The following is a 17,785-nucleotide window of genomic DNA, read 5'->3' on the forward strand; positions in this document are numbered from 1 at the left end:
CGCGTCCCCTACGACGCGGCGGGCCCCTCCGGCACGCTGCCCTCGCTCCCGGCGACGTAGCCGCCGGGAACCTCGAGCCGGTCGAGCGCGGTCTCGATGGCGCCATCCGAGATGGTGGCGACCCTCTGCACCAGCTGCTGCGGGTCGTCGCGCATGTCTCGGGCGATCCAGTCCAGGACCGTCCCGATGAGGGCGTGCGCGAAGAAGCGTGCGATGAAGTCCCTGTCCTGGTCGTGCACGTGCCTGCGCGCCGCGTGCTCGTCAACCACGTCCTTCACCAGGTCGCTTACCACGGGGACGAGAAACCGCTCCACCTGCTCGCGGCTCATGTCGTGGTAGATGCTCGTGATGAAGGGCTTGTTCTCGCGCAGGGAGAGAAACGTATCGAGGAGGCCGGTCTGCCAGGTGCCGGCGGTCTTGTTGCCGGCTATGGCCCGTGCGGCGTCCTCCTCGCACGACCACTCGACCAGGTCGTAGATGTCCTGGAAGTGATAGTAGAACGTCATGCGGCTGATGCCGCAGTCGTCGGTGATGTCTGCGATGGTGATCTTGCCCAGGGGCTTTACGAGCAGGAGGCGCTTGAGCGACTCCTCGAGCGCGCGCTTGGTGAGCTGGCTTGACATGTGCCCTCCCGGTGGTCGTTTCTCTTCGTATACCCTTGCGCACGAGGGGGATTCGCGGACAGCGGTGGTGGCGCAAACGGAGCTGGTCGCATCGGATGGCGGACACGCAAGTTTGGGAAGTAATCCCGGAATCTAGGGGAGGCTCTCGCTCACGTCTCATGTTTCACGGGTCTGCGCTGGTACACGTCTCGTACGAACGCTGAGGCGCTGCTGCCGAGGAGCGCCCTCCCAACCTATTTCAGCAGCCAATCAACGAGGTTGCGCTGCTCAATGCCGTTATGGTCCGTCGTGCCGATGCGGTCCAGGGTGAGCAACGTCTTGGGGTAGGAGTCTCCCAGCAGCTCGAGCGGGCGCAGCTCGCGCCGCAGCGTTGCCTCGTCCAGTACGGACAGCGCGACCTGATAGTAGTGCGGCTTGCCCTCGCGCTCGGCAACGAAGTCGATCTCCAAATCTCCCACACGCCCTACGCGCACCGTGTGGTAGCGCCGCAGCAGCTCTAGGTACACGACGTTTTCCACACGATGTCCGAGGTCGCTGCCGTCGCGTCCGAGCAGCAGATGTCTGAAGCCAAGGTCGCCGAGGTAGTACTTGCCCCCCTGCTGCAGCAGGCGCCGACCCTTGGCATCATAGGGGTCGGCCTTGAAGATGAGGTAGCACTCCATGAGCGCGTTGAGGTACTCGCTGACGGTGGTTGGGGAGACTTTTGAGCCGTTGGCCGTCAGCGTGTCCGCGACCGTTTTGAGCGAGAAGCGATTTCCCACGTTATCGGCGAGAAAGGCGAGAAGCGCGCGCAGGACGGGCATGCTGATGCGGGGGTGCCGCGTCGCCACGTCTTTGACGAGGACGGTGTTGAGCACGCCGTCAAGGTACTCGGACACGTCCTCGGTGGGCAGTAGGGAGGCGTACGGCATGCCCCCCAGCGAGAGATAGCGGTTGAGCAGCTCGGCATCGTCCGCGCCGTCCGCAAAGGCGGCGCGGGCGCCACGATACTCCGCGAACGAGAGCGGCAGGAGTCGGAACTCAACATAACGTCCGGTAAGCAGCGTGGCAAGCTCGCTCGAGAGCAGATCGGAGTTCGATCCGGTGACGTAGACGTCGCAGTCTTCGCGTGCGTACAGCGCGTCGACTGCTCGCTCAAAGCCCTTGACGCGCTGGGGCTCGTCGATAAACACGTAGCAACTCGGGGAGCTGATGCGGGCGACGACGTAATCGTAGAGCTCCTGCGGCGTGGTGGGGGCGGCAAAGCCCAGGCGCTCAAGATCAACCGAGACGATTGACTCCTCGTTCACGCCGGATTCGACAAGGGCTCGCTGGGCCAGCTTGAGCGCGGTTGACTTACCGCAGCGCCTCAGGCCGGTCACCACTTTGATGACGTCACGGTCCTTCCAGCGGAGAAGCCATTCGGTTGCCTGGGGGCGTGGGACGATGATTGGCTGGTTTGTCATGAGCGAGTCCAATCTGTCCAACCAAATGGATAAGCTAAGGAAACATCCTAATTGTATCCATTTATCTAGACGAATATCTGCAAATTGGTAAATCTATCCAACAAACTGGAAGTATCGTGCCATCCATAATCGCGCAGCGCATCGTATCGATCGAGCGGCCATTGTTGCTCATGAGACCGCACGTGCTTTCACCTGCTCAGGCACCCTTCCATATCTGGGTCAACGGGGTAGCCTTGTTCTCGAAAGCCAAGGGAAAGCGAGGCTCCATGTCAGGCAGGTTCGAGCGCTTCGAGAATCTTTCCGAGGATCGCAGGCGCGCCGTCGTTGACGCAGCGGTCGAGGTGTTCGGAGACGAGGACTACGCCCGTGCGTCCACGGCGGACATAGCGAGGCGCGCGGGCGTGTCAAAAAGTCAGCTCTTCTTCTACTTCAGAAACAAGAGGGACCTCTACCTCTACGTTCTTACGGCGGTCACCAGGTGCGTGGCGGATGCGGTGGTCGACGAGCGCTGGTACCAGATCGACGACTTCTTCGAGATCATGCGCTACGCCGCGACTCGGAAGGCCGTCCTCGTCAAGCTGAACCCGCACATCTTGGACTTCTTCGTTCGCGCGTTCTATCCCGGCCACAGAGACGTCTCCGGGGTGCTCGACGCCTTCATGACGGATTCCGTGCCAATCATGGTGCGAACGTACCTGGGCCATGTGCGCTGGGAGCGCTTCCGGGAGGACGTCGACCCCATGCGGGTGGTGCGCATGCTCGTATGGTGCGGGGACGGCTATCTCCACGAACGGCTGCGCGGCGGGGAGACATTCGACATGGGGGAGATGCTCTCTGAGTTTCTCGTTTGGCTCGACTGGCTCAAGAGGGCCACGTACAGGGGGGAGTACCTATGACTGCGAGCGGGGTGGAGACCGCGATCTGCGTGCGTGGGCTCACGAAGGACTACGGGAGAGGCCGCGGCGTCTTTGACGTCTGCCTTGAGGTGGCCGCTGGAGAAGTGCTCGGGTTTCTCGGCCCTAACGGGGCTGGGAAGACGGTGACGATGCGCCATCTCATGGGGTTTATCAAACCTCAGAAAGGAAAGGTGGAGATTCTCGGGCACGACTGCTTCCGGGAGCGCCCATGGGTGCAGGCTCGCCTGGGCTACCTGCCCGGGGAGAACGCATGTATGCAGGAGATGTCCGCGCGGTCCTTCCTCGACCTCATGGCGGGAATGCGGGGCATGCGCGACCGCTCACGCATGCTGGAGCTCGCTGACGCCTTTGGGCTTGACCTCGGAGCGCGGATCGGCGGGATGTCCAAGGGCAATCGGCAGAAGGTCGCGATTGTGGCGGCGTTCATGGCGCGCCCTGACGCGCTCCTGCTCGACGAGCCGACGAGTGGTCTCGACCCGCTCATGCAGGAGCGCTTCCTCGACCTCGTGGCGGAGGAGCGTGCGCGGGGTGCCACCGTCCTGCTCTCCTCGCACATCTTCGAGGAGGTCGGGCGTGCGTGCGATCGCGTGGCGTTCATCCGCGTGGGGCGGGTGGCCCTGACCTGCGCCATGGACGAGGTGCGCTCGATGCGCGGACGCGGCTACGTGGTCGAGTTCTCGAGCGCGCGGGAGCGCTCGCGTTGGGAGCTCGCCCACGGCGCCGAGCCAGCGGAGGGGGAGGCCCGCGGGGTCGAGCTTCGCGACGTGCGCGACGTGAACGCACTCATCCGCGAGCTCTCCTCCTACGACGTGGCCTCGGTTACGTCCCGCGAGCAGACGCTCGAGGAGCTGTTCTTGCACCTGTACGAGGGCGCCGAGCCCTCGCGGCAAAGCTAGGGGGTTCCGATGATCCTTCCTCTTTTCAGGCACGAGTTGCGCTCCTGCCTGCTTCCGACCGCAATCATCGCCGCGGTGGTGATTCTCTATGCCTGCGTCATCATCGGCATGTACGATCCTCGGCTCGGCGAGTCGCTTGCCCTCATGCGCGACGCCATGCCCGAGCTCTTTGCCGCCTTCGGCATGTCCGATCAGGGAACGACGCTTTTGGAGTTCGTCGTCAACTACCTGCACGGCTTTTTGCTCGTGGTGTTTCCCCTCGTTCTCGTGGCGGTGCTCACCAGCCGGCTCGTGGTCCGTCACGTCGAGCGCGGCAGTATCGCCTACCTGCTCGCGCAGCCCGTGGGGCGCACGCGGCTCGTGCTCTCGCAGGCGGGCGTCCTCGCTCTCTGCCTCGTTCTTCTCGTGGTGGCGCTCACGGCGTTCGAGCTGGCTGCGGCCCAGGCCATGTTCCCCGGCGAGCTTGTCGCCTCCGACCTCGTCGCCGTCAACGTGGCCACGTTCTGCCTGTGGCTGTTCCTCTCCGGCATGTGCTGGGTGGGGGCCTGTGTCCTCCCGAACGTCTCTGCCGCGAGGTGGGTGGGCGTTGCCGTTTGCACGCTCTTCGTCCTCGCCCAGATGCTCTCGGGGATGGGAGACGAGCTTGCCTGGCTTGCCGACGTCACGCCCCTCTCGCTTCTCGACCCCCTCGGGGTCGCCTCGGGGGATGCCGATTCCGTTGCCGGCGCTGCCGTGCTCGCGGCCACGGGCGTGGCGCTCGTCGCCTTGGGGGCCGCCGCCTTCTCTCGCCGTGACCTGAGCGTGTAGGGGCCGACTGGGGTAACTCAACCGATCGATCCCACGCCCCCCCGAACGCTTGAAGCCGGGCGGGCCCGACGGCACCGTGCTACGATGCCCCCAATGACCCGCGCATCCAAGGAGCTCCCATGAAGGCACTCGTGCACGACGGATACGGCACCATCGCGCTTGTCGACCGGCCCCGCCCGCGGCTCGTCGAGCCCGGCGACGCCATCGTGCGCGTGACGCGCTCGACCATCTGCACGAGCGACCTGCACATCCTGCGCGGGGCGGTGCCGCGGGCGCTCCCGGACACGGTGCTCGGCCACGAGTTCGTAGGCGTGGTCGAGGAGGCGGGCCTGGGTGTCACGTCCTTCTCGCCCGGAGATCGCGTGGCCGTGAGTTGCGAGACCTTCTGCGGCGAGTGCTTCTTCTGCCGGCGCGGCTGGGTCAACAACTGCGAGCACGGAGGCTGGCTTCTGGGCTGCACCATCGACGGCTGCCAGGCGGAGTACGTGCGCGTGCCGTACGCGGAAAACGCGCTCACGCGCATCCCGGACGGCGTCTCGGACGAGGACGCGCTCTTCGTGGGCGACATCCTGGCCACCGGCTGGTGGGGAGCGCGTCTCGCGGAGGTCGAGCCCGGATCGGCCGTCGCGGTGATCGGCGCCGGGCCGGTGGGCCTCACCACCATGATGTGCGCGCGTCTGGCAGGACCGGGGCGCGTCATTGCGCTCGACGTGGACGAGTCGCGCCTGGCGCTCGCGCGGGAGCGCGGACTTGCGGACGTCGTCATCAACCCTGCCGAGAAGAACCTCGACGAGGTGGAGGCCATTGTGCGGGAGGTGACCTCCGGCCGCGGCGCGGACGCCGTGATCGAGGCTGCGGGCGGGGAGGACACCTTCGAGATGGCCTGGCGCATCGCCCGTCCCAACGCCGTCGTGGTGCTCTCGGCCATGTACGAGCGAGACCAGGTGCTGCCGCTGCCGCAGATGTACGGCAAGAACCTCACGTTCAAGACGGGCGGCGTGGACGCGTGCGGCCTGGGCGAGGTGATGGAGCTCATCGCCGCGGGCAGACTCGACACGAGCCTGCTTATCTCGAGGCGCTACCCGCTGAGCGACATCCTGGAGGCTTACCGCGCCTTCGAGGCCCGCGAGGACGGCTGCCTCAAGGTCGTCATCACCCCGTAGCACGGGACGAGCCGAGCCCTCCCAGCTAGGGGCGGTGCGTGCGCCCAACGGGAAGCTGCTCGCCGGTTATGAGGTCAACCGCGTGCGACGATCGCTGCGCCACGGCGGCATCGTTTACCACGATGCCCCGGTGGATGCGCGTGAAGCCCGCCCCTGCGAGCTCTTGCTCGAAGTCGGAGATTCTGCCGCGCACGCGGAACGTGCTGCAGCGCGCGTGGATGACCACGTAGTGCAGCCGGGCCTCAAGGTAGAGCACGCTCTCGAGCGGGATGCGGGCGAGGGAGCGGCCCGCCTGGACGGTGATGCCGCGCTCGGCGGGGTTCGTCGTGGTCATGGCGCTCACCTCTCGTCCCGGGTGGCGTCGAGTCGCGCGAGGTGGTCGTAGAGGCTTTGGGAGGGGTCGAGCATCTCATCGAGCAGACGGTCGGGATCGACGAGCACAACGTTGGACAGCCCTTTTAGCCACGCAAGCGCCGCGCCCAGTGTGGCGGGGTCGCGCTCGAGGCCGGAAAACTCGACGGTCGTGCCGTCGTCCAGGGTCATGCGTACGGTCACGGGGTAGGAGAGCGAGGGCAGGCCTCCCGCCGCGGCGAAGCTCACGACCTGGCGCCGCCAGCGCAGCTCGACGCGCCGGATCGCCGCGATTGCAAGAAGAACGTCGGGCTCCGGCTCGCGTCCGGCAAGCAGGCTGCCCGCGTAGCGCAGGAAGCCCGCGCGCTGGGTGACGGAGCGATAGCGCAGGCTCTTCTTGGTGAGCTCCCAGCGCTCCGAGCCCAGCACGACCTGCTGGAGCGCGAGCGCCCCGAGCGCGAGGCAGACGAGCGCGCCCGCGATGCCGCGCATCCACGGGTCGAGGGGGAGCGCGTCGAAAGGAGGCCTGCTCTGAAAGCCCGTGCCGCCCCAGGCTGCCGCCGCGGCTGCAAGCGCGGAGACGGCCGTGACGAGCGCGACGGTTCTTCTCGAGCATTCGTGCCCTATGACAAACGACTTCATGGCAGCCCCCCTTCTCCTTGCAGAGGGGATACCGCGGGGTGTCACGCCTCAAGCGCTGCCTGGCACGAACGACAGGGCGCCTGAGCCCGGGAGGGGAGGTGCCTCCGGAGCGAGGGGGCCGTGCAAAGGGGGCAGTCACTTTTGCACGCTTTGTACGTGCAAAAGTGACTGTCCCCTTTGCAAGGAGCGGCGTGCTTCTCACTGAGCGGGCTGCTTCGGGTATCCTAGGGAACCTTGCACTATCGCACCCACGCACCCGACCGAGGGAGCCACACATGGACATCATCGCCACGCTAGCTGAGGAGCTTGGCCTCAGGCCAGAGGCGGTCGAGGCCGCCGTCAAGCTCATCGACGAGGGCAACACCATCCCCTTCATCGCCCGCTACCGCAAGGAGGCAACGGGCGGCATGGACGACATCGCCCTGCGCACGCTCGACGAGCGCCTCGCGTACCTGCGCAACCTCGAGCAGCGCAAGGAGGACGTCCTTCTCCTCATTGGTGCCCAGGGCAAGCTCACGCCCGAGCTCGAGGAGCAGATCCGCTCCGCCACGCAGCTCCAGCGCGTGGAGGACCTCTACAAGCCCTTCCGCAAGAAGCGCATGACGCGCGCGCAGAAGGCGCGCGAGGCCGGCCTCGAGCCGCTCGCCAACATGATCTTCATGCAGGTCGCAACCAAGGGCTCGGCACTCGACGCCGCGGCGCCCTTCGTGACGCCCGAGGCGGCGGAGGCCGGATTCGACACGCCCGAGAAGGCGCTTGCAGGCGCAGCCGACATCGTGGCCGAGACGGTGGCCGAGGACGCCGAGAACGTCGCCGACCTTCGCGCCTTCACCGAGAACACGGCCGACATCGTGTCCGTTGCCGTGAACCCCGACGAGAAGACCCCCTACGAGCCCTACTACGACTTCGCCGAGCCCGCGCACAAGATCCCCAACCACCGCGTGCTCGCGATCGACCGCGGCGAGCGCGAGGAGAAGCTGCGCGTTCGCGTTCGCGTAGACGCCGAGGCGGCCGTGGCGCGTCTGGGGAGCCGCTGGCCGCGCCGCCAGGGCGTCTTTGCCCCGGTGCTGGACGCCGCCATCGCGGACGGCTACAAGCGCCTCATGGCTCCCTCGCTCGAGCGCGAGGTCCGCGCCCGCCTCACGGTGCGCGCCCAGACGGACGCCATCAGCGTCTTTGCTAAGAACGTCGAGAGCCTCCTCTCCGCGCGACCGGTGCGCGGCGCGCGCGTGATCGCGCTCGATCCAGGCTTCCGAACGGGCTGCAAGGTGGCGGTGCTTGACGAGTACGGCACCCTGCTCGACCACGGCGTGGTCTACCCCACGGTGCCGCGCCGCGACGTGGCGGGCACCAAGCGCGAGCTCGCGCGCCTCACGGCCAAGTACGGCATCAACACCATCGTCATAGGCAACGGCACCGCCAGCCGCGAGACCGAGGAGGTCGTCTCCGACTTCATCGCCGAGTCCGCACCGGAGCTGCGCTACACCATCGTCAACGAGGCCGGTGCCTCGGTCTACTCCGCCTCCGAGCTCGCGAGCCAGGAGTACCCCGACCTCGACGTCACCACGCGCGGCGCCATGAGCCTGGGCAGGCGCCTGCAGGATCCGCTCGCCGAGCTCGTGAAGATTCCGCCCCAGTCCATTGGCGTGGGCCAGTACCAGCACGACCTCGACCAGACGGAGCTTGCGCGCACGCTGGGTTACGTGGTGGAGGACGTGGTCAACCGCGTGGGCGTGGACGTCAACACCGCGAGCGCGAGCCTGCTCTCCTACGTCTCCGGCATCACGAGCGCCGTGGCGAGAAACATCGTGGCCTACCGCGAGGAGAACGGCCCCTTCACGGACCGTCGCCAGCTCAAGAAGGTCTCAAAGCTCGGTCCCAAGGCCTACGAGCAGTGCGCCGGCTTCCTCCGCATCAACGGGGGCAAGAACCCGCTGGACGCCACGGCGGTGCATCCGGAGAGCTATGCGGTGGCGACGGCGGTGCTCGAGCGGGCCGGCGTGACCGAGAAGGACCTCGCGCGCGGCGGCATCCCCGACATCCAGCAGCGCCTGGGCAGCGTGGGCGTGCTTGCCGGGGAGCTCGACTGCGGCATCATGACCCTCCTCGACATTGTCTCCGAGCTGGAGAAGCCCGGGCGCGACCCGCGCGACGACGCTCCCGAGGTGGTCTTCAGCCGCGCAGCGCTCTCGATCGACGACCTTCAGCCCGGCATGGAACTCACGGGCACCGTGCGCAACGTCGTGGACTTTGGCGCGTTCGTGGACGTGGGCGTGCACCAGGACGGCCTCGTGCACATCTCCAAGCTGGCGCGGCGCTTTGTCAAGCACCCGAGCGACGTTGTGGCGGTGGGCGACACCGTCAAGGTGTGGGTCGAGCGCGTGGACCGCGACCGCGGAAAGATCTCGCTCACCATGGTTCCCGGCAAGTAACATGACAAGGGGACAGTCCCTTTGTCATGTTATGTAGGAGAGGGGAGACGGGATGGACGTGTCCGGGGTGAGGGCGTTCGTGTTCAGCGGTGCCGGGACGACGCGTGCGGTGGCGGAACGGTTCGCGTGTGGGTGCGGCGTGCCGCACGAGGTGGTAGACGTCACGCCGCAGGGGGCGCAGGTCCCCATGTTCGAGCCGGGTGACCTGGCCGTCTTTGCCGTTCCGTCGTACGGCGGGCGCGTACCCGCGCCCATGGTCGAGCGCATCTCGCGCTGCGTGGGGGGCGACACGCCGGCCGTCCTTCTTGTCACGTACGGAAACCGCGCCGTGGACGACACGTTCCTCGAGCTGGCGGACCTCGTGCGCAAGCGGGGCTTTGTCCCGGTGGCGGCAGGCGCCGTTGTGGCGCACCACTCCCTCATGGTCAACGTTGCGGAGGGGCGCCCGGACGAGAAGGACCTGGGCGTCGTGGACTCGCTCGCGCACGAGGTCATGGCAAAGCTGTTCGCTGCCGCGGACGTCCGAGCGGCGGAGCTCGCGGACGTTCCCGGCAACCGCCCGTACCGCGACTTTGGTGGCGTGCCCTTCCGTCCCGAGGCGGACCCCGCCGCCTGCACGTCCTGCGGCACGTGCGCGGCGCAGTGCCCCACGGGCGCCATCGTCGCGGCGAACCCGCGCGAGACCAACGCGGAGCTCTGCGTCTCCTGCATGCGCTGCGTGGCGGCGTGTCCGGCGGGCGCGCGCAAGATAGGCGGGGGAGCCGCCCTCGCCGCGGCTCGTGCCGCGTTTGCCGTGCGCTGCGCCGCCCGCCAGGAGTCCTACCTGCTTCTGTAAATGAGGCTCGCATGCTTTGCACGCTTTGGGACGTGCCTGAAACGTGCAAGTTTTTGCACGTTTCAGGCACGTCCCAAAGCGTGCAAAGCATGCAAATCGGACGGACAAAAAGTCTTGTGGACAGAGAGAAAGTCGCGTGAGATAATAAAAACAGCGACAAATTGGAAACGTTTCCAATTCTGGAAACGGGAGAGGGGAGCCGCATGGGCAGCTGGCTTGACGACGCCGTCTTCTACGAGATCTACCCGCAGAGCTTCAACGACACCAACGCCGACGGCATCGGTGACCTCCAGGGCATCATCGAGAAGCTCGACTACGTGCGCGAGCTCGGCTGCAACGCCCTCTGGCTCAACCCCTGCTTCGTCTCGCCCTTCGGTGACGCGGGCTACGACGTGGCGGACTACTGCCGGGTGGCCCCGCGCTACGGCACCAACGAGGACCTCGAGCGCCTCTTTTCCGAGGCCCACGCCCGTGGCATGCACGTTCTTCTCGACCTGGTGCCCGGCCACACCTCGATTGAGCACCCGTGGTTCAAGGAGTCCTGTCGCGCCCAGAAGAACGAGTACTCCGGCCGCTACGTCTGGACCGACGACGTCTGGACGCCCGTGGGAGACGTGCCGGGCGTGAACGGCGTCCTGCGCGGCATCGCCGAGCGCAACGGTGCCGTGGCCGTGAACTTCTTCGCCTTCCAGCCGGCGCTCAACTACGGCTTCTACAACGTGACCGAGCCCTGGCAGAGCGCGATGGACTCGCCCGAGGCCCTCGCCACGCGCCAGGCCATGAAGGACGTCATGGCCTTCTGGCTCGAGCGTGGCTGCGACGGCTTCCGCGTGGACATGGCCGGCTCGCTCGTGAAGAACGACCCGCAGCAGGAGGGCACGATCGCCCTCTGGCAGGACATGCGCGCGTTCCTCGACGCCACGTACCCCGATGCCGTCCTCATCTCCGAGTGGGGCGAGCCGGACAAGACCATCCGCGCCGGGTTCCACATGGACTTCCTGCTCCAGTTTGGCACCTCGCACTACATGGACCTCTTCCGCTGCGAGCACCCGTGGTTCGCGCGCGAGGGCGCGGGCAACGCGAGCGAGTTCGTGGCGACCTACCGGCGCAACATGGAGCTCACGGACGGGCGTGGCCTCATGTGCATCCCGTCCGGTAACCACGACATGGACCGCATGCGCAAGTTCCTGGACCCGGAGGAGATGAAGATGGCGTTTGCCTTCATCATGTCCATGCCCGGGTGCCCCTTCGTCTACGCTGGCGACGAGATCGGCATGCGTCATCTGGACGTGACCTCCGTCGAGGGTGGTTACCAGCGCACGGGCGCGCGCTCGCCCATGCAGTGGGACGCGGCGGAGCCCAACTTCGGCTTCTCCGACGCGCAGGCCGACGAGCTCTACATCCCCCAGGATCTCGGTGACGACGCCCCGACGGTCGCCGCGCAGATGGCCGACGACTCCTCGCTCTGGCACGAGGTCCAGCGGCTGGCCACGCTGCGCCGGGAGGTGCCGGCGCTGGGCGTGAACGCCTCGGTCGACTTCGTCTATGTCGAGAAGAACGCGTATCCGCTCATCTACCTGCGCGCGGAGCGCGGCGAGGGCGGTCAGCGCGTGCTCTGCGCGCTCAACCCGTCCGGTCGCCCCGTCGAGGTTCCGTGCGGCTTCGAGCCCGCCCGCGAGCTCTACGCGCTGGGCGAGAGGTGCGAGCTCACAGACGGCGTCCTGCGCATGCCCGCCGAGAGCGCCACCTTCTTCGAGCTCCGTATGTAAATTGGGGACAGCCCCCAATTTACATACGCACAAAGCTGAAAGAATTAGAGAAAGCTAACATGATTTTGGCTGGTAAAAGCGGGTAGGAGAGGGCTATCTACATCCAACGTGCCCGGCCGGCGCCGCCGACGGGGCAGGGAAGGGGTCGCCCCATGTGCACGGGCATCCGCTTTACCAGTACCTCCGGAGCTATGTACTTCGGCCGCAACCTTGACTGGACTCAGGGATACGGCGAGCGCGTGGTGATGACGCCACCTGCCGCGAAGGTGCCGTCCGCCTTCGAGCGCCTGGAGGATCTCGAGCGCGGCTATGCCGTCATAGGGATGGGCATCGTCGCGGAGGGCGTGCCGCTCTACTTTGACTGTGGGAACGAGGCGGGCCTGGCCGTGGCGGGGCTCAACTTCCCGCAGAGCGCGCGCTACGCGAGCGAGCACGTGCACGGCGCCATCAACGTCGCCGCCTACGAGTTCCCGTTCTGGGTCGCCCGGAACTTCTCGTCGCTCGAAGAGGTGCGCGAGGCGCTGAAGCGCGTCGTCATCGTGGCGAAGCCGGTGAGCGAGCAGCTTCCCGTTGCCAATCTCCACTGGATCATCGGCGACGCCACGGGCAGCGTGGTCGTGGAGTGCCTGGAGGAGGGCCTGCGCATGTGGGAGAACGACGTCGACGTCCTCACGAACGAGCCCGACTTTGGCTGGCAGCGCACCAACCTGCGCAACTACCTCACGCTCAGCGACGGCGAGCCCGCGCCCGCATCGTGGGGTCGCGCCCAGCTCCCCGCATTTGGCTCCGGCATGGGCATGCACGGGATTCCCGGGGACTACAGCGGTCCCTCTCGCTTTGTGAAGGCGGCCTTCGTCAACGCTCACTACCCCGACCAGGAGGACGAGCGACAGAACGTGACGCGTCTCTTCCGCACGCTGGGGTCCGTTGCGGTTCCGGACGGGTGCGCCCAGATGGCGGACGGCTCCTTTGAGCGGACGCTCTACACGAGCTGCTTCTCCGCCGCGAGCCTCACCTACTATCACGCCGCCTATGACGACCTGGAGATCAAGGCGTACCCGCTTGCCTCGTGCAACATGAACGGATCCGTCCCGGTAGTCGTGGAGCCCGCCGCGTAATCGGTCGATAGGGGCCAAGAGGGGCGCTCCCCCTTGGCCCGCCCTCAGACAAACTAGGAGTAACCATGCACAGCCCTTCCGTCAGCGTGGGGCCCGTGGGAGCGTCTGCGTCGAGAGAGCGCTTCCTGGTCCTGCCCATAGTCATACTGATCCTCGCCCAGATGGGAACGACGGGCGACAACGGCGCCCTCTCGCTCGCCGCGTCCGCGCTCACCACGGACCTGGGCGCCACGACCTCTGACATCCAGCTCGCCAACATGATCTACCCGCTCGTGGGCGGGGCGTTCATGATCGCGGGCGGTCTTCTCGGCACCATCTTTGGGTGGGCGCGCACGTTCCGAACGGGAGCCCTCGTCTGCGCCCTGGGCGAGGCGGTCCTTGCCTTCTCGCCCAACATGGTGGTCTTCATCTGGGTCGGCCGCGTGCTCGTTGGTCTGGGCGCGAGTCTGCTCGTCCCCTCGGTTCTCGGCATGATTCCGCTGCTCTATCAGGGGCATAACCGAATGGTCGCCTTTGGCTGCATCGGTGCTGCCTCGGGACTCTCCGCCGTGCTGCCGCTCATCCTGGGCGTGGTGATGGAGGCCGCGGGCATGCGCCCGACCTTCCTCGTGCTCGGGGCGTACTTCTTCGTGGTGGCAGCGCTCTCGCTGCGCCTCCCGCACACCGCCAACACCAGGGAGAAGCTCCCCTTTGACGGCGTGGGCGTGGCGCTTGCGGCCCTTGGGCTCTTCCTCGTGCTCGTTGGCCTCTCGAGCATCTCCAGCTGGGGCCTCGTCGAGCCCTTCGAGGGATGCCCCTTCACGGTCTTTGGCATCTCCCCGGCGCTGCCCGCCGTGGCGTGCGGCATCGTGGTGCTCGTCGTGCTCGTGCGCGTGGAGCGGGGCGTGGAGGAGAAGAACGGCATCGCCCTTCTCCCCAGCTCCTTCCTCAAGACTCCCCAGGTTCTTGCCGGCCTCACCGCCAACGCCCTCATGTTCTTCTTCATGGGCGCCCAGTCCATCCTCATGGCACCCTACCTGCAGCTCGTTGCCGGATGGTCGCCCATCGACGTGGGCACGATTTCCATCGTCACCGGCATCCCCACCTTTGCCCTCTCGCTGGGCATCCCCAAGCTCGCTCCGCACGCCAACCCGCGTCACGTCATCCAGGCGGGGTACGTGGCGATGGCGCTCGCCCTCGGCGTGATGGCGCTCTCCGTCACGCTCGACGGCGCCAACACGGCGGGCGTCTACCTCGGCGCGTTCCTCGCCGGCGTGGGCGCGGGAACGGTTGCCTCTCATGCCAGCAACGTCGTAGCGGCCGCCCTGCCCGAGCGTGACGCCTCTCAGTCCGGCGGCATCCAGAGCACCATGCGCAACGTGGGCCAGGCCGTGGGCGTGGCGCTGCTGGGGGCAGTGCTGCTCTTTGGCATCACCAACACGGTGAGGTCCGGCGTCGCGGCAGACCTCTCGCTCTCGCCCGAGGTGCACGAGGCCGTCTCCAGTATGAGCGTCAACCTCGGCAGCAACGAGGAGTTCGAGCAGCAGATCAAGGACATCCCCATGTCCTCCGCAGACAGGGAGAAGCTCGTCAAGATCGATGCCCAGGCGCGCTTTGACTCGACGCGCGTGGCGTATGCCGTGGGCGGCGTCATCGTCCTGCTCGGCCTTGCCACCACGCCCCTGATCACGACGTTCGAGAAGGGAGGCCATGCCGCGGCGTGACGAGGCGCGGCTGCGGGGGCGGGGCAGCGACGCGCTTCGCCCCCGTCAGGCCTCCGGGTCCGCGATGAAGCGTAGCGAGAGCAGGAAGAGCGCGCTTATCGCCAGGCAGGCGAGCTGCCCCGTGGCGTCGATGAGGAACTTGCACGCGACCGCGCCCACGCAGAAGGACGCCACGAGCCCCGCATAGCGGGCAGAGCGGTGCAGCTCGTGACGGTCCTTCTCGAAGAGTCCGTCATAGAGGGTCTCTCCAAAGGAGCGCAGGTTGCCGGTGCAGAAGACGCTCGCGTACGCGGACTTGGTCCCAAACTGCCGGAAGTTCTCGTAGGAGACGGCGGCGCAGAAGGCGATGGCGCTGTTCACCAGGAGGTCAGGGACCCAGGCGGGCAGAACGGCCATCGCGGCAAACGCAACTGCCTCAAAGACCGCGACCCATCGCTGCATGCGGTGGGTCGCGCGGCCGTGGACGCGTACGAGGACGTGACGCGAGAGCATGATTCCCAGGACAAAGGCAAGGATCGAGACAAGATAGTGCGCCACGCCAATCCACTGCCCCTCTGCGAGGTTCATGCACAGAAGAACGATGTTTCCGGTCTGCCCCGTGGCAAAGACGTGATCGTGCAGCAGGTACGAGTACGCGTCCATGAACCCGCCCGCGCAGATGACCGTGAGGCCCAGCCTCACGGGCACCTTCGTCTTTCCCGCCTGCTCGATCGCCGCTGTCTCTCCCATGTCACTCTCCGCTCGACTCCGTCCCGATCGCGTGTCATGCTAGAGCAAATCGCGTGCGCGGCGGCACAGTTTGCGGGAGGGAAACACAATGGGCACTGGCGAGCGGGCGGAGGGCGAGAAGAACCTCGAGCTGCGGCGTGACGCCGAGGGCCTCGCGCTCGTGGGCGACGGCATGGTGCTGCGCGCGGACTTCGTGCGGCTTCTTCCTCGCCTGAGGCCGGACCGCCTGGGCAGGGAGCTGCTCGTCCGCGCCGCGCGCGTGCGTGGCGTCGAGGCGCCGAGCGCGGTGGACGCCACGGCCGGGCTGGGGGAAGACGCGCTGCTCCTTGCGGCGGCCGGCTTCGTGGTCACGATGTTCGAGAAGGACCCGGTGATCGCCGCGATTCTGCGCGACGCCCTGGAGCGCGCGGCGCGGGTGCCGGAGCTTGCGCCCGTCGCGAAGCGCATGACGCTCGTGGAGGGCGACTCCGTTGCGGGCCTGCGCTACCTGGGCTTCTCGCCCGACGTCGTGTTTCTTGACCCCATGTTCCCCGAGCGGACCAAGAGCGCCGCGGTGAAGAAGAAGTTCCAGCTCCTGCACCATCTGGAAAGGCCGTGCGACAACGAGGAGGAGCTCGTGGAGGCCGCGCTCGCCGCCCGCCCGCGCAAGGTCGTGATCAAACGGCCGCCCAAGGGGCCGCTGCTCGCGGGGGCCAGGCCCAGTTACCAGGTCTCCGGCAAGGCCGTGCGCTACGACGTCTTGGTTCCGTCGCGCGACTGACGCCGTCGGGCACCCTCTCTGGCAGGGAGTCTCGTTTGTAGGGTACTTCGTCAGGGGATTCCCAAATACACTGCTTATGAATTCTGAGAATTCCGCAGCTAGATCAATTGCTACTCCTCAGGTGATACTTGACGGGGCGCCCAGGAAATACCCTACACATGTGAGGGCCTCTCCGACGGCGCCGTCTTGCGGATGAGGTTTCGCCGGAGCGCGCGTGACCTCTGCGTTTGTCACGAAGTTCTCGTTATGCGGCCGCGGTACAATCGTCTTACCTGAAGCCCCGAGCAAAGGAGTCTCGCATGGACCTTCCCAACAAGCGCCCGGACGACATGGCGCGCATCACCACCCCCGAGCTGGCGCAGGCCTTCATCGACGAGCAGGTCGAGGCCGTTCGCGCGCAGGTCGGCAACAAGAAGGTGCTTCTCGCCCTCTCCGGCGGCGTGGACTCCTCCGTGGTTGCGGCCCTGCTGATCAAGGCCATCGGCAAGCAGCTCATCTGCGTGCACGTCAACCACGGCCTCATGCGCAAGGGCGAGTCCGAGCAGGTCGTCGACGTCTTCAAGAACCAGATGGACGCCAACCTCGTCTACGTCGACGCCACCGACCGCTTCCTCGACCTGCTGGCCGGCGTGGCCGAGCCCGAGCGCAAGCGCAAGATCATCGGCGCCGAGTTCATCCGCGTCTTCGAGGAGGAGGCCCGCAAGGTCGCCGACGACGTCGACTTCCTCGCGCAGGGCACCATCTACCCGGACATCGTGGAGTCTGACGGCGTGAAGGCCCACCACAACGTGGGCGGCCTGCCCGATGACCTGCAGTTCGAGCTCGTCGAGCCCGTTCGGCTGCTCTTCAAGGACGAGGTTCGCGTGGTGGGTCGCGCCCTGGGCCTGCCCGAGGGCATGGTCGAGCGCCAGCCGTTCCCCGGCCCGGGCCTCGGCGTGCGCTGCCTCGGCGCCATCACCCGCGACCGCCTGGAGGCGCTGCGCGAGGCCGACGCCATCCTGCGCGAGGAGTTTGCGGAGGCGGGCCTTGCCGGCAAGGTCTGGCAGTACTTCGTCGTGGTGCCGGACATGCGCGCCACCGGCGTGCGCGACGGCAAGCGCGCCTATGACTGGCCGGCCATCATCCGCGCCGTCAACACCGTCGACGCGATGACCGCCACGGTCCCCGAGCTCGACTGGGCGCTTCTCAAGAAGATCACCGACCGAATCCTCGCCGAGGTGCCGGGCATCTGCCGCGTGACCTACGACCTCACGCCCAAGCCCGTCGGTACCATCGAGTGGGAGTAACTTTTAATAGAAAGATACATTATAGAACATAAATAATCTCTAGAATACGTTTTATTTTGGGGGCTCCGTTCAGCTGAGACGGAGCCCCTCGTTCGGCCAATCGGACCGCCGCGCGCCCTCCGGATGAAGTCGCGTCGCGGGTATTGCGGCCAGGGCGCGGATTCTGGAAGGCGCGTTGCGGTTTTGGGGCTCGTGGCATGCGAAGAGCTGCCCATGGCGGAGTCGCTAACGGGGAAAGCTGGTCGGCAGCGTGGGCGACCTGTGGTTCTTCTCGCCATTGAGGGGGTACGGGCACGCGCGTCGAGCAGA

16 protein-coding genes are annotated in these 17,785 nt (G+C 66.7%); 11 read left to right on the forward strand and 5 right to left on the reverse strand.

What is annotated here, in order from left to right; all coding sequences use genetic code 11:
* Nucleotides 1-8 precede the first annotated feature (8 nt).
* Together B5F79_RS05745 and B5F79_RS05750 are read right to left on the reverse strand one after the other, a co-directional pair.
* A complete protein-coding gene (locus B5F79_RS05745; protein ID WP_087218665.1) occupies nucleotides 9-623 on the reverse strand; it encodes a TetR-like C-terminal domain-containing protein in 615 nt (204 codons plus the stop codon).
* A 233-nt stretch (nucleotides 624-856) separates the two neighbouring features.
* Nucleotides 857-2,068: an ATP-binding protein gene (locus tag B5F79_RS05750; RefSeq protein ID WP_087218799.1), complete on the reverse strand. Its 1,212-nt coding sequence runs from the start codon at nucleotides 2,066-2,068 to the stop codon at nucleotides 857-859.
* 266 nt (nucleotides 2,069-2,334) lie between these two features.
* Between B5F79_RS05750 and B5F79_RS05755 the strand changes: the two genes are divergently transcribed.
* The 4 genes from B5F79_RS05755 to B5F79_RS05770 all read left to right on the forward strand — a co-directional run bounded on the left by B5F79_RS05755 (nucleotide 2,335) and on the right by B5F79_RS05770 (nucleotide 5,851).
* Nucleotides 2,335-2,964: a TetR/AcrR family transcriptional regulator gene (locus tag B5F79_RS05755; RefSeq protein WP_158094848.1), complete on the forward strand. Its 630-nt coding sequence runs from the start codon at nucleotides 2,335-2,337 to the stop codon at nucleotides 2,962-2,964.
* Nucleotides 2,961-3,881 carry an ABC transporter ATP-binding protein gene (locus tag B5F79_RS05760; protein WP_087218671.1) on the forward strand — a complete coding sequence of 307 codons (921 nt, stop codon included), beginning with the start codon at nucleotides 2,961-2,963 and terminating at the stop codon, nucleotides 3,879-3,881. Before B5F79_RS05755 ends, B5F79_RS05760 begins: the two co-directional genes overlap by 4 nt.
* A 9-nt stretch (nucleotides 3,882-3,890) precedes the next feature.
* The gene (locus B5F79_RS05765) at nucleotides 3,891-4,688 is read left to right on the forward strand and encodes an ABC transporter permease subunit (RefSeq protein WP_087218673.1); all 798 of its coding nucleotides are present in this window, start codon (nucleotides 3,891-3,893) and stop codon (nucleotides 4,686-4,688) included.
* A 119-nt stretch (nucleotides 4,689-4,807) separates the two neighbouring features.
* Nucleotides 4,808-5,851, forward strand: a complete 1,044-nt coding sequence (locus tag B5F79_RS05770) for an alcohol dehydrogenase (protein WP_087218676.1) — start codon at nucleotides 4,808-4,810, stop codon at nucleotides 5,849-5,851.
* Between the two features lie 25 nt (nucleotides 5,852-5,876).
* On the opposite strand, the gene B5F79_RS05775 is transcribed toward B5F79_RS05770, so the two are convergent.
* Both B5F79_RS05775 and B5F79_RS05780 read right to left on the reverse strand, forming a co-directional pair.
* Nucleotides 5,877-6,185, reverse strand: a complete 309-nt coding sequence (locus tag B5F79_RS05775) for a LytR/AlgR family response regulator transcription factor (RefSeq protein WP_087218680.1) — start codon at nucleotides 6,183-6,185, stop codon at nucleotides 5,877-5,879.
* 5 nt (nucleotides 6,186-6,190) lie between these two features.
* Nucleotides 6,191-6,844, reverse strand: coding sequence for a hypothetical protein (locus tag B5F79_RS05780; RefSeq protein WP_087218683.1), 654 nt, complete (start codon nucleotides 6,842-6,844; stop codon nucleotides 6,191-6,193).
* A gap of 275 nt (nucleotides 6,845-7,119) precedes the next feature.
* Between B5F79_RS05780 and B5F79_RS05785 the strand changes: the two genes are divergently transcribed.
* The 5 genes from B5F79_RS05785 (at nucleotide 7,120) to B5F79_RS05805 (ending at nucleotide 14,701) form a co-directional block, all read left to right on the forward strand.
* On the forward strand, nucleotides 7,120-9,276 hold the full coding sequence (locus tag B5F79_RS05785; protein ID WP_087218686.1) for a Tex family protein: 2,157 nt from the start codon (nucleotides 7,120-7,122) through the stop codon (nucleotides 9,274-9,276).
* Nucleotides 9,277-9,328: 52 nt separating this feature from the next.
* Entirely contained in the window at nucleotides 9,329-10,111 is a 783-nt protein-coding gene (locus tag B5F79_RS05790; protein ID WP_087218688.1) for a 4Fe-4S binding protein, read from the forward strand.
* 203 nt (nucleotides 10,112-10,314) lie between these two features.
* On the forward strand, nucleotides 10,315-11,880 hold the full coding sequence (locus B5F79_RS05795; RefSeq protein WP_087218690.1) for an alpha-amylase family glycosyl hydrolase: 1,566 nt from the start codon (nucleotides 10,315-10,317) through the stop codon (nucleotides 11,878-11,880).
* 152 nt (nucleotides 11,881-12,032) lie between these two features.
* Complete coding sequence (bsh, locus tag B5F79_RS05800) at nucleotides 12,033-12,998, forward strand: choloylglycine hydrolase (RefSeq protein ID WP_087218692.1); 966 nt, start codon at nucleotides 12,033-12,035, stop codon at nucleotides 12,996-12,998.
* A 65-nt stretch (nucleotides 12,999-13,063) separates the two neighbouring features.
* Nucleotides 13,064-14,701, forward strand: coding sequence for an MFS transporter (locus B5F79_RS05805; RefSeq protein WP_087218695.1), 1,638 nt, complete (start codon nucleotides 13,064-13,066; stop codon nucleotides 14,699-14,701).
* Nucleotides 14,702-14,746: 45 nt separating this feature from the next.
* Here B5F79_RS05805 and B5F79_RS05810 read toward each other — a convergent pair whose 3' ends face one another.
* Complete coding sequence (locus B5F79_RS05810; RefSeq protein ID WP_087218698.1) at nucleotides 14,747-15,430, reverse strand: YoaK family protein; 684 nt, start codon at nucleotides 15,428-15,430, stop codon at nucleotides 14,747-14,749.
* An 88-nt stretch (nucleotides 15,431-15,518) separates the two neighbouring features.
* Here B5F79_RS05810 and B5F79_RS05815 point away from each other — a divergent pair, with 88 nt between their 5' ends.
* Together B5F79_RS05815 and guaA are read left to right on the forward strand one after the other, a co-directional pair.
* Entirely contained in the window at nucleotides 15,519-16,190 is a 672-nt protein-coding gene (locus B5F79_RS05815) for a class I SAM-dependent methyltransferase (RefSeq protein WP_087218701.1), read from the forward strand.
* A gap of 299 nt (nucleotides 16,191-16,489) precedes the next feature.
* A complete protein-coding gene (guaA, locus tag B5F79_RS05820; RefSeq protein WP_087218704.1) occupies nucleotides 16,490-17,476 on the forward strand; it encodes a glutamine-hydrolyzing GMP synthase in 987 nt (328 codons plus the stop codon).
* Nucleotides 17,477-17,785: the final 309 nt, after the last annotated feature.

This window comes from Olsenella sp. An285, assembly GCF_002159625.1.
Taxonomy (GTDB): Bacteria; Actinomycetota; Coriobacteriia; order Coriobacteriales; family Atopobiaceae; genus Thermophilibacter; species Thermophilibacter avicola.